This window comes from Embleya sp. NBC_00896 (genome assembly GCF_045207785.1).
Lineage (GTDB): Bacteria > Actinomycetota > Actinomycetes > Streptomycetales > Streptomycetaceae > Embleya.
Map to the genome: position 1 here is coordinate 2,204,045 of NZ_CP108777.1, position 12,100 is coordinate 2,216,144.

Below are 12,100 nucleotides of genomic sequence, written 5' to 3' on the forward strand. Positions count from 1 at the left end.
TCAGGCCACCTTTCCGGCGTGGCGCGACAGCGCCTCGGTCACGTCGCGCAGCGTGCTCATGGCCGCCACGTCGGGTTCGGTGAAGCTCGACAGGTCCACTCCGGCATCGTCGCAGGCGGACATGAGGAACAGGACCTTGTTGAGCGAGGTCAACCCGTAGCGGCCGACCATGTCCTCGTCGAGGTCGATGTCCTGTGGGGCGACGTCGGTTTCCAGGACCCGGGCGAGGTTCTTCCTGGCCGCGGTCTCAATCTCGGACTGCATGGATGCTTCCCTGGGTGTCGTGGATCTGCGCGCGGTAGGCGTCGAGAATCCGCCCGCGCCTGACCTTGAGCTGAGAGGTGAGCAGCCCGTTGTCGACGCTGAAGCGGGTGCGCGCCACCACGACCCGGCGGATCTGCTCGTCCGGGCCGAAGGCGGCGTTGGTGCGGGCGAGTTGCTCGGCGATGGCCCGCTCCTCGGCCGGCCCGACCGGTTCCCTCGTGGGTGAGACCACGGCGACCAGATGGGTCTGCGTCGGGCAGAACACCACGCACTCCTCGATCGCGGGACTGGTCCTCATGTGCTCCTCCAGCGGCCGTACGACGATCTTCCGGCCGTTGTCCAGCACGATCACGTCGTCGGCGCGGCCGTGGATGTAGAGGAACCCGTCCTCGTCGAAACGGCCGATGTCGTTGGTCCGCACCGTCCCGTCCGCGCCGAAGACCTGTTCCGACACACCCGGCGGTGCCTGCTCGTAGCCCCGGCACACCGGGTGGTCGCCGCGCACGTGGATCACGCCTTCGGCATCCAACAGAACCTGTTTGCCCGGCAGCACACGCCCGACGCTGCCCTCCCGGTGCGCGCCGGGGTGGTTCTTGGCGACGATGCAGGTCTCGTTGAGCCCGTAGCCCTCGAAGATCGGCAGCCCGGCGCCGGCGAAGAACCTCAGCGTGCCGCCGGCGGCCGGCGCCGAGCCGGTCCACAGGTAGCGGATGCGGTCGCCGAACAGTTGTCGGGCCGCGCGCTCGCGCGCGCTCCGGTCGTCACCGGCGGCTCCGGTGTCGCCCATGCGGGCCTCGATGTGCTTCCTGGCGGTCTCGTAGAAGCCCGGCACGCCCATCACCACGGTCGGCCGGATCCGCCGGAGCGCGGGGAACGCGGCCTCGTAGCCGGCGATGGTGACGTCATGGCCCCAGCGGAGCGCGGAGTACGTCCAGTACCGCTGCTGTAGCACCGAAAGCGGGAGGAAGACGAGCAGGTTGTCGTCGCCGCCGTGCCCGAACATCTCCTGGACCGCCCGCAGGTCGCTGTCGATGCTGCCGACGGCGGCCGTGAGCGTCTTGGGCTCGCCGGTGCTGCCGGAGGTGAGTTTCAGCGACAGCACGTCGTCGGGCGCGTAGACGATCGGTTCGAGGGTCCGACCGTGTTCGGGCTCGTCGGCGAGCGGACCGACGTCCCCGAGCGCCCGGCTGCCGGGCGCGTCGGGGGAGCGGTCCGTGAACAGCAGGCTCAGGCGGTAGCGCTCCCGCAGATCGGCGTCGGAGTCGAACTTGGCCGGGTCGAAGCCCACGGTCACCGCGCCCAGGCGGATCGCCGCGAGATCCAGCAGCACCCATTCGAGGCAGTTCGCCGCGAGGATGCCGATCCGGTCACCCCGGTCGATGCCCAGGTCGCGCAACGACAGCGCCAGCCGTCCGGCGCGTGCGTGGAGCTCCGTCAGGTCCAGGGTCTCGATCCCGCCGAGCCGGAAGAAGGAGATGCGATGTCCGAGCGGGGGAGGCCGGGACACGATGTGGTTGATCACCGAGTCGCTCACGTCGCGCTCGTCTCCTTCCCGGCCTTCGGGGACCTCTCGGCGAGGCTTCGCTCGATGTGTGCCGCCATGGCCCGTACCGTGTCGACCTCCGGCAGCCGGTCCAGCGTGATGGTCAGGCCGAACTGCTTGCGCACACCGGCGAGGATGCGCGCGGCCGCCAGCGAGTCGCCGCCGAGGTCGTACAGCGGGCGGGTGACGTCCAGATCCCCGTCCGCGATCCGCAGCGGCTTCGCCCACAGCCCGGCGACCCGGAGTTCCAGCTCCGACCCGGCGGGAGCGGCGACGGACGCGGGCGGCGCGGCCGTGTCGGCGGCGGCCGCCAACCTCGCCCGGTCGACCTTGCCGTTCCCGGTCAGCGGCAGGTCGGCGTGCCAGTGGACGGCGGCGGGGATCATGTACGGGGGCAGATGGCTGCGCAGCGCCTCGCGCACCACCTCGACGGACGGGCGCCCCGCGCCGGACGGTACGAGATGGGCGACCAGCCGGTCGCCCCGGGCACCGCCCTGCCGGGTGACGACGGCCCGCTCCACGTCGTCCAACGCGACCAGCCGGGTCTCCACCTCGCCGGCCTCGATGCGATAGCCGTTCACCTTGATCTGGAAGTCGCCGCGGCCGAGGATGTCGATCTCGCCGTTCGGCAGGTAGCGGCCCAGATCGCCGGTCCGGTACAGGCGTTCGCCCCGCACCGGGTCGGTGACGAAGCGCTCGGCGGTGAGGGCGTCGTCGCCCCAGTACCCCCGGGCCAGGCCGACACCGGCGGCCCAGATCTCACCGGTCACCGCGTCGGGTACGTCGCACAGGTGCTCGTCCAGGACGTACGCCCGGTTGTTCGCGTTGGGCCTGCCGTACGGGATGCTCCGCGAGCCGTCCTCGTCCGCGTCGATCGGGTGCAGCACGTTCCAGATCGTGGTCTCCGTCGGCCCACCGAGCGAGACGATCTCCAGGTCGGGCCGCAGCCCTCGCACGGCGGCGGGCAACGTCGGCGGGACGCGATCCCCGCTCATCATCACCAGGCGCAGTGCCTTCAACGCGTCCGTCCCGTCCGAGGCCGCCTGGTCCCGCAGGAGGGAGACGATCGCGGGAACCGAGTTCCAGACGGTGACGCCGGCCTCGCCGCACAACTGCAACCAGTGCGCGGGATCGGTCGCCTTGTCCGCGTCCGGCACGACGACGGCCGCGCCCGAGCACAGGGCGCCGAAGACGTCGTAGACGGACAGGTCGAAGTTGAAGGCGCTGATCCCGAAGAACCGGTCCCGCGGCCCGACGCGGAACCGCGCGTTGCAGTCGGCGACGACGTTGGCCACGCTCTTGCGGCTGACCATGACGCCCTTGGGCTCGCCCGTCGTGCCCGAGGTGTAGAGGACGTACGCCAGGCGGTCGTCGTCGTCCCCGCCCGGGACCGGTCGCGGATCGGGCGCGGGGCCGGGGGGAAGCGGGCGGGTCGCGTCGAGCACCAGGACCTCGCGTCCCGGGCCGCCCGGATCGTCGCAATCCCGCGCCGCGTCCGCGTCGGTCAGGACCAGGCGGGCTCGGCCGTTGGCCAGCATGTACCGCCTGCGGGCCGCCGGGAGCGCGGCGTCGACCGGCAGATAGGCGGCCCCGGCGAGCATCGATGCGAGGATCCCGATGATCTGCTCGGGGCCGCGGTGCATGACGAGCCCGACCAGTTCGTCGGGGGCGACGTGCCGGGCACGCAACCAGGCCGCGGCGTGCGCGGCGCGTGCGTACAGTTCCGCGTAACTCAGTGTCCCGGCGCCGGTCAGGACGGCCGGCGCGGCCGGCGCCCGGTCCACGTTCGCCAGGAAGGCGTCCGTCAGCATCCCGGGCGAAGGCGGCGCCGTGGTCGTGGCGTTGGCCGCCCGGCGACGCTCCCGCTGCCGCTCGGGAAGCAGATCGAACGTGGTCGCCGACCACGCTTGCTCCGTCAGCAGGGCCTCCAGGAGACGTTGGTAGCCGGACACCAGATCTTCGACCAGCCCGTCGGGAAACAGTCCGTCGACACTGTCGAACTGCACGACCACGCCGCCGTGTTGCTCGAAGGCGGATACGTCGAGCCAGACCTGCGGCGTCTGGCTGGAGGTGTACACCTCCGGCCCGAACAGCTCCAGGGCCGAGCCGTCGACGTCGGCGTGCACGTATCCGAGCGCGCTGTTGAACGTGTACGGCATCCGCCCGCGCGCCGCGCCGTCGCCGCGGCGGGCCAGTTCACGCATCACCTCGATGCCGGAGAAGTGCCGGTTGTCCAGTTCCTGGCGGAGCCTCGCCTGGAGGGCACGTGCCCGGTCGACGAACATGGTCCGCCGGTCCACGGCGATCTCGACGAGCATCGTCTCGCAGAAGTTGCCGATGGCCTCGAAGATGCGCGGGTGAATCGGCGGACGGTTCGCCACGGTGGTGTTGATGGTGAAACGCGAACCGGCGCCCCACGCCGCGAGGGTGTCCGCGTAGATCGCGAACAGCAGCGCCGAGGGGGTGAGTCCGGCCTCGGCGGCGCGGGATTTGAGCACGGTCCACGACGGCTCGGCCAGCCGCGCGAAGTGCGCCGAGAACCGGGGGTTGACGATCGCCGACGGACTGGTCCGCAGCGGCAGGTCCGGATAGGGGGCGAGATCGTCCAGCCGGCCCAGCCAGTACTCGCGCGCGCGCTTCGCGGGGGCGCGGGTGCGGGCGGCCTCCAGCGCCGCGACGTACGCCTCGAAGGACGCCTCCCGAGCCGGGTCCGCGCCGTCGGCGGCATCAATGCCGGCGACCGTGTCGTAGGCGGACCACCAGTCCCGGAAGAACAGGAACATGCTGATGGCGTCCATGACGAGCCCGTCGTGCTCGACGTGCAGCACCATGCGATCGTCCGCCAGGATCGTGACGTCCGCCGTCAGCAGCGGGGCCCGGTCGGCGGGCAGGACGCGGTGCGAGCGCCGTTCGCGCTGGGCGAGCCGGTGCTCGCGCTGCGCGGCCTCGGGCGCACCGCGCAGGTCCAGGCGCTCGATGCGCACCTCGACGGTGTCCTCCTGAACCTGTCTGCCGTCGGGCGTGAAGCGGGTGCGCAACGCGCCGTGTCGCGCCACCACCGAACGCAGTGCCGCCTCCAGGCGATCGATGTCCCAGACGCCCTCGATCTCGTGGTAGACGTGGCTGGCCACGTTGCCGATCTCGACGTGCTCGCCCCGGCCGACCAGGTAGCTCCGCTGAAGGTCGGTCGGCGCGAAGCCGTCCGGCGCGTCCAGGTGGGCGATGAGTTCCGCCTTGTGCGCCTTGATCAGGCGCAGCAGGTCGGCGTCCATCCGCTCCCGCGGCCCTTGCAGGCGCAGGTCGGCGCCGGCGGCCGTGATGGTCAGACCCCTCGCCTCGATCTCGCGCAGAACCTGTACGTGGCTCACCCCTGAACCTCCGCGTGGGCGGCGACGACGTCGGGATCCAGGCCCTCCGCGATGAGCGCGCTCAGCTCGGCGACCGTGCGGGCGCCGAGCAGGTCCTCGATCGAGACGTCGGCGCCGACCTGCTCCGTGAGCCGGTACTGCAGGGCGATGGCCTGCAGCGACTCCATGCCCAGCAGCACGAGCGACTTGTCGTGTACGGGCTCGTCGTCGGGCAGGCGCAGAAGGTCGCGCACCAGGCGGCCGAACCACGGGAGCAACGGCGAGGGCGGCCGCTCCGGAGCCCGCTCCCACGCCGTGGGAACGCCGAAGAACACCTGTCCGGTCAGGTCGACGGGGGTCCCGGCGGGCACCAGGGCGACCGAGTCCGGCCATCGCGTCGGTGGGGGTCCTCCGAGGGCGGCCGAGAGGCGGTTCGCGAACCTCGGCATCACGGGGGCGCCGCACGTGGCGAGCAGCCGCGCGGCGGCGAGTTCGAGGGCGACCGCCGTGCGGGCCTCGTCCTTGCAGGTCGCGACGTCCGCGGAGGGGGCCTGGAGCCGGACGAAGGTGGTGACGTCCTCGACGATGCCGTCGAGGATCTCGGCCGCGCGGTTGAGCGAGAAGCCGTCCTGGCCGAGGCTGCCGGTCAGCGCCGACCGCCGCGCCTCCAGGCGGGCCAGGAAGGCCATGTGCTCGGGCGTCCAGGTGCCGGCTTCCGGAGCGGTGCCGTCGTACCGCTTCCGGACGCGGTCGCCCAGGTCGTTCAGCCACTCCTGCCAGGTGCCGACCAGAGTGTCGCGGACGAAGGTCTCGTACGCGGCAGGCGCGAAGCCGGTGCGGCGGCCCTCGGGGCGGGTCAGCGCCAGGTAGCAGCGGATGGAGTCGACCGTGTGCGGGTTCAGGACGTCCTTGCCCCAGATGGCGTGGCCGCGGCTGGTGGAGAACTTGCTGTCCTCGAGCAGGTAGAACTCGTTGATGTTGTAGTCGATGTCCGGGTTCCACCGCGGGTGCGCGAGCCGGTAGAGCGCCGGGATGAACATCGGGTGGAAGAAGCTGCCGTCCGAGCCCAGGAAGTGCACGATCTTCCAGTCGGCGTCGGGGGCGTCCGCGTCCCAGTCCCGGCCCAGGTCGCGGCCGAGTGCGCCGATGCCGTACAGAATGCTGAAGGCGTAGTCCAGCCACGACCAGATGACCTGGCCCGGCACGTCGGATTCGGCGGGCGCCACACCCCATTCGGCCGGGTGGGTGACGGGGATGTCGAGCCGCTCGCGGCGGGAGAGCCGCTCCGCCAGCTCCTTCACCGCGGCCGGGACGCGCCCGAGTCGGTGATGGGCCGTGATGTCGTTGCCGAGCTCGTGCAAGGGAAGGGTGTAGCGGGTGACGGCACCCTCGCGGGGAGGGACGTCGCAGGCGGGGGAGCGCGGCTCGATCAGGTCGGTGCAGACGTTGGGCTCCAGGCACGCCTCGCAGACGTTCCCGCCGGCCTCGCTGCCGCAGGTGGGGCAGCGACCGGTGACTCCCGACTCGTACAGGTATTCGCCGGTGTCGGCGGCGAAGAGCGCGCTGCCCTCCCTGGGCGCCACGGTCCCCGAGGCGGTCAACCGGGAGAAGAACGCCCGCAGGGCGGCGGGGTAGGCGGCGTCCCGGCTGGTCGCGGTGTACTGGTGGACATCGATGTCCATCAGCTTGAGCGTGGCCAGGATCTCGGCGCTGTAGTGCGCGGCGGTCTCCGCCGGTTCCCGTCCTTCTCGACGGGCGGCGGCCACGACGTAGTTCTGGTAGTCGTCGCTGCCGGTGATGTGCCAGGCCTCGGCGCCGATCATGCGCTGGTAGCGGACGAACACGTCGGCGCCGAAGTACGGGCCGGACAGGTGGCCCAGGTGGAGATCCCCGTTGGGGGTCGGCGCGGAGGAGAAGACGAACAGCGGACGGGCCCCGAAGCGTCGGTGCCCCGGGTCGTTCGCCGCGCGCACGGCGCGTTCGCCGTCGCGCCAGTAGAAGCTGACGAAGAGCAGGTCGGTCTCGCCGGTGTTCTCGACCGAGTGCGTCTCGAACGGTTCGAACTGGGCGACGGTGGAGGCGGATACCGGATGGTGTTCGGCGTCGACGGTCAGCTCGCCCGTGCCCGAGATGAAGACCCAGGTCTCCGTCTCGTCGTGCTGGTGCGCGTCCGAGCGGGCGCCGGGCGCGACGCTGACCCAGGCCGCACCGACACCCAGCCGCGTCGCGGAGCCGGCCTCGACGGCGGCCACGGCGATGCCGTGGGCGGCATCCGGGGCGTCGGGGCCGTAGGTGCTGATCCTCACGACTGACTCCTTTGCTTCTCCATCGTGTGCGGCGGCTTCGGTGGCAGGTGCAGCAGGTCCGCGGCCTCCGCCGCGATCGCTGGGGCGAGCCGGTAACCGGATCCGTTGGCGGCGCCCGCGAAGACGACGCGTCCGTCCTCCAGCGCCCGTACCTCCGGTTCACCGGTGGGGCTGTACGCGTCGCAGAACACGCGGCCGGAGACACCTCGTTCGGCCAGCTCGGGGGCGTGGCGGCGCAGACTCCCGCGCGCTTCGTCGACGTCGTGGGGAGACAACCCGTCGACCATCTCGTCGGGATCGACGTCCCATGTCGTGCAGGTGTAGCTGAAGAGCCAGTGCCCCAGCGCGTGGAGGGGCAGCAGGAAGGCGTCCTCGTCCTGGAAGACGACGGCTCGGTCGCCCCGGTCCGGAACCTGCTCGATGTGCAGGGCGACGACCTTCTTGACCCGGGCGCCGAGCGGGGCGACGAGGCCGCGCCAGGCGGGGGCGGCGAGCCAGGGCCCCGGCGCGAGGACGACCCGACCCGCGGTCAGCGTCTCCCCGGTGCCCAGCCTCAGCTCGACGTCCCCGGTGTCTCGGCCGTTGTGGCCGACGGTGTTCACCGCGTCCACCCGGACGCACTCTCGGAGCGTCGCTCGCGGGCGGAGCTCTCGGGTGAGCTCCTGGACCAGGGCGTACACGTCGGCGTACTGGGCGCCTTGGCAGTCCCAGATCTCCGCGTCCTCGGGAAAGCGGATGCCGGGGTGGCCGGGGTGGGCGGGGTCGCCCGGGTTGCCTGGGCCGCCGGGGTGGCCCGACGGGGCGCGGTCGGGCAGGTGATCGGTGCGGGTCAGCTCGGCGCTGTCGAGGTAGACCTCCCGCAGTCGCGGTGCGCTCGCGGGCGAGGCGACGACCGACATGGGCACCTCGTGGATCGGAAGCCCGGGGGCGCCGGCCTTGAGCTCGCCGTAGTAGTCCTGGCTGTACCGCGCCATGCGCCGTACGCGCTCCGTCGAGCCGCGCGGGCAGTGCAGCCCCGCCGATCGCCGGCTCGCGCCGGTCCCGACCGTGTCCCGGTCCAGGAGCACGACCGAGGCATCCGGTATGCGTGCGGTGATTTCCCGGGCGACCATGCAGCCGACGATTCCGGCGCCGACGACGGCTACATCGGTCCTGGCCGGTGTCACAGGGCGTCCAGTTCGTCGGCCGGCGGCTTGGCCGACCACTCGACGAACGAGGGCAGTTGTTCGTTCGAGCCGACGCCGAGCAACCGGTCGAGGATGCGTCGGCTGCGCCAGGCGGTCAGGCTCAGGTTGGGGTCCGCCAGGCCGCGTTGCCCGCGTGCCGCGTTCTGCATGAAGATCAGCCGGTCCCGGGGCCCGTCCCATTGGACGGCGAAGTCCTGGTCGATGCGGTACTCGTCGCCCTCGCGCTCCAGTCGACTTTCGATCGGCGCGAGGAAATCCGTCGACGCCGGACGAAATCCGGTGGCCCAGACAATGGCGTCCACGTCCACGTGCTCGATGACGCCCGGCCGGTCGTTGTGGCCCATCTTGATGGTCCAGCCGCCGGACTCGTTCCCCGTCACGTCGGTGACGCCCCGATTGGGGAGCAGCGCCAGCAGATCGTGTGCTCCGGCGATGAAGCGGTGCTCGTAGCAGCGCTGGTAGATGTCCCGGAGCGTCGACGCGGAGATCCCATCGCTGCTCAGCACGTTCCGGTTGTTGAGCGATTCCCTGACGGCCTTGTCCAGGCCGGAGAAGTATTCGGAATAGCTCGGCATGTAATACTCGTTCGTGAACGGGGAGTCGTCGATGGGAAAATAGTTTCCGCGTCGCGATATCCACGTCACCCGCCTGGGTAACTCTTTCGGCGGCCGTGATATCAAGTCCAGGAACGCCTCCGCCCCGGACTGGCCGCCGCCGACCACGGCGACTCTCTTCCCGTCGAGGTCCACGTGCGTTTCGGCAGTGAAGTCGGAGACGTGGAACTGGGTGTCGCCGAGCTTGTCGCGGGCCTGCTCCGGAACCCAGGGTCTGGTGCCGACACCGACGCAGATGTTATCCGTGGTCACGCTTCGCCGGTTGGTGTGTACGACGAAGGATCGATCGAACTCGACGGCGAGCACCTTCTCGCCGAAGACGATGTTCTCGTTGCGCCGACTGGCCCACTCCAGATAATTGCGAAACTCGCGGCGGGGCACGGCTTCGTACTGGGCGTTGATGAAATGATAGATCTTTCCCTGCTCGTGCAGATACGAGAGGAAAGAAAATCCGTTCGTCGGGTCGGAGAGGAGGACGAGGTCCTTGAGCAGTGATACCTGGAGTGCCGCGCCGGGTATCTGTTGATTGTCGTGCCAGCCGAACTGCTCCCTCTGGTCGAGGAAGAGGTTCGGCGTCTCCGAGCGGCCGTACAGCAGCGATGCCAGGCTCAGATTGGCAGGACCGACTCCGATGCCGACGCAGCGGTACTGCGCCGACTGGTGTCCGCCTGTTTCCGGAATGCGGTTTTCGACTGATTTTCCCACAGCTCGAAGACACTCCCAGCACTCGCGCAGGACTGATCATCTGGCGAAATTCTGCGTCGTTCCATGAGCCACTCGCGGGGCGGCGACAGAACAGCTCGAGTACGGTCGGTTGCCGACCCCACTCGGAGCTTCACGACAGATGCTTCTCAGAGATTGGCCGCCATGTGCTGCAGAAATCGAACAGCTATCCACGGCAAAAATCAGACGGCGACAAGCGGTCGGATTGTATCCACGCGAAATTCCCGGTCCGCTCTTTCTCGATTTCGACCACGGCGGAACGGGTTGCGGACATCCGATCCCGGTCCGTCTTTGGTCGACGTCAACAGAAAGGAGGAACGTCGGGCCTGTGAAAGAGCTGAAGAACAGTTATTCACTGCAAAAGCCTATTCACGTGAGTTCACGCGGGCTGATGACCGAGACAGACTCTATAGCAGTCACAGCGGCTTGGCTAGTGCGTCGCGGAAGCCCTGTCGAGAAGATCGATTACCCGATCGCGACCGGGGTGCTCGAAGATCCCATTCCGCTTTCTCTCGGTGATCGTGATACTCGAAGATCCCATTCCGTTTCCCTGGTCGAACAACTGCCGTAGGGGCATTGACCAGGTTGTTTCTCCCGGGTATTGCCCGCGCAGGCACGGCATGTGACGCGCGTGGACAAGATCCGTTCGCACGGGCCGGTCGGGTCCGGCCGAGCATTTGACGGACATGCGGCGTCGGGTATCGTCGGCCAGCCTCGGGAGATGGAAGCCCCGGGCCGGGATATCGGGCGATCCTTCTGCTCCGGCCGTGTCGCGCCAATTCCCGCGTGTCTCCGAATCAAGGGTTACGCAAGGATGAATCAAGGGTTTACGCAAGGATCGCGAGTCGCATGATCGCGAATTCCGCGGCCGCCGAGACCTGCGGTCTCCGACCCGCACCGGTCCGGCCGGTCGACCGGGCCCGGTGACTCCCGCCGCACCACCCGGCAGGGTGTGCCCGGGGATCGGGTTGCGGTGCGGCTCAGTCGAGGGTGCCCTTGTCCGGGGTGCGGCGGCGGGGGGTGTCCTCGTCCTCGGTCCTGGGCCCCGATGCCGAGAACGACCCGCTCGCGAGCCACAGCCTCAAGGTCGAGCGCGCCCTCGCCGACTCCGACCTCACCTGCACGTTCCTGCGGCCCGACGCCTTCGCCGGCAACTCCCTCGGCTGGGCCTACTTCATCGGCCAGTCGATGCCGATCCAGCTCGCCTACCCGGACGCGCAGATCGCGCCCATCCACCCCCAGGACATCGCCGACATCGCCGTGGAGGCCCTGACCGGCGACGCCCTCACCGGCCGCTCGGTCACCCTGACCGGCGCCGAGTCGCTCTCCTTCCGCGAGCAGCTCGCCGTCCTCGCCGACACCATCGGCCGCGAGATCCCGGTCGAACTCATCACCCGCGCCGAGGCGGAGCGGCAGATGGGCAACCACATGCCCGCGCCGATGGCGTTCTCGCTGCTCAACCTGTGGGAAGCCGCCAACCACGGCCCCGCCACGATCGCCGACACCACCGAGACGCTCCTCGGCCGGCCCGCCCGCACCTTCGAGCAGTGGGCCCGCGAGAACGCCGGCGCCTTCACCCGGCACTGACCCGAACGGCCGGCGACAGCCGTCGGCCGGCCCGTTCACCGTCACCCAACTCAGCCCAACCCAGCCTCGGCACCGCCGACTTACTCGGGAGCAGACATGAAGCCCATCGGCTACTGGCTCAACCGCACCGACAAGGCCCTCACCGGCTACATGAACGCGATGCTGTCCGAGTTCGGCCTCACGCGCCTCGCCTGGCAGGTCCTCAACGTCATCGAGGACAACCCACAGGCCGGCGACACCGACGTCCGCACGGTCCTGGCCGCCAACGCCGGCGTCGCCGACCTGACGGCCGCCATCGAGACGGTCCTTGCCGACGGCTGGGCGACCCGCCCGGAGCCGACCCGCCTCGCCCTGACCGACGACGGCCGCGCGCGCCTCGCCAAGGTCGCCGAACGCGTCGACGCCTTCCGCGACCTGTCGACGACCGGTATCACCCGCGAGGAATACCACACCGCCGTCACAGTCCTCGAACGCATGACCCACAACCTGACCCACAACCTGGAAGCCGGATCCGAACACCACGACTGAG

At 70.0% G+C, this 12,100-nt stretch carries 8 protein-coding genes; 2 read left to right on the forward strand and 6 right to left on the reverse strand.

Going from position 1 to position 12,100, the window contains the following annotated elements:
- From OG928_RS43260 to OG928_RS43285, 6 genes are read right to left on the reverse strand one after another with little or no spacing between them, the layout of a single operon-like run.
- The gene (locus OG928_RS43260; RefSeq protein WP_331767514.1) at nt 1-264 is read right to left on the reverse strand and encodes an acyl carrier protein; all 264 of its coding nucleotides are present in this window, start codon (nt 262-264) and stop codon (nt 1-3) included.
- Nucleotides 248-1,798, reverse strand: a complete 1,551-nt coding sequence (locus OG928_RS43265; protein ID WP_331767515.1) for an AMP-binding protein — start codon at nt 1,796-1,798, stop codon at nt 248-250. The genes OG928_RS43260 and OG928_RS43265 overlap by 17 nt, the downstream gene beginning before the upstream one ends.
- Nucleotides 1,795-5,175 (reverse strand): amino acid adenylation domain-containing protein, encoded by a 3,381-nt coding sequence (locus tag OG928_RS43270; RefSeq protein WP_331767516.1) that lies wholly within the window; start codon nt 5,173-5,175, stop codon nt 1,795-1,797. The genes OG928_RS43265 and OG928_RS43270 overlap by 4 nt, the downstream gene beginning before the upstream one ends.
- Nucleotides 5,172-7,460 carry a class I tRNA ligase family protein gene (locus OG928_RS43275; protein WP_331767517.1) on the reverse strand — a complete coding sequence of 763 codons (2,289 nt, stop codon included), beginning with the start codon at nt 7,458-7,460 and terminating at the stop codon, nt 5,172-5,174. The genes OG928_RS43270 and OG928_RS43275 overlap by 4 nt, the downstream gene beginning before the upstream one ends.
- A complete protein-coding gene (locus OG928_RS43280; RefSeq protein WP_331767518.1) occupies nt 7,457-8,626 on the reverse strand; it encodes an FAD-dependent oxidoreductase in 1,170 nt (389 codons plus the stop codon). Before OG928_RS43280 ends, OG928_RS43275 begins: the two co-directional genes overlap by 4 nt.
- Entirely contained in the window at nt 8,623-9,966 is a 1,344-nt protein-coding gene (locus OG928_RS43285) for a SidA/IucD/PvdA family monooxygenase (protein WP_331767519.1), read from the reverse strand. Before OG928_RS43285 ends, OG928_RS43280 begins: the two co-directional genes overlap by 4 nt.
- Nucleotides 9,967-11,004: 1,038 nt before the next feature.
- On the opposite strand from OG928_RS43285, the gene OG928_RS43290 reads away from it, so the two are divergent.
- A complete protein-coding gene (locus OG928_RS43290; RefSeq protein WP_331767520.1) occupies nt 11,005-11,571 on the forward strand; it encodes a hypothetical protein in 567 nt (188 codons plus the stop codon).
- Between the two features lie 96 nt (nt 11,572-11,667).
- The gene (locus OG928_RS43295; RefSeq protein WP_331767521.1) at nt 11,668-12,099 is read left to right on the forward strand and encodes a MarR family winged helix-turn-helix transcriptional regulator; all 432 of its coding nucleotides are present in this window, start codon (nt 11,668-11,670) and stop codon (nt 12,097-12,099) included.
- Nucleotide 12,100: the final 1 nt, after the last annotated feature.

Excerpts from the sequence above, each read along its gene's own strand:
- OG928_RS43260 (WP_331767514.1), bottom strand. The coding sequence starts at position 264 with ATGCAGTCCGAGATTGAGACCGCGGCCAGGAAGAACCTCGCCCGGGTC.
- OG928_RS43295 (WP_331767521.1), top strand. The coding sequence starts at position 11,668 with ATGAAGCCCATCGGCTACTGGCTCAACCGCACCGACAAGGCCCTCACC.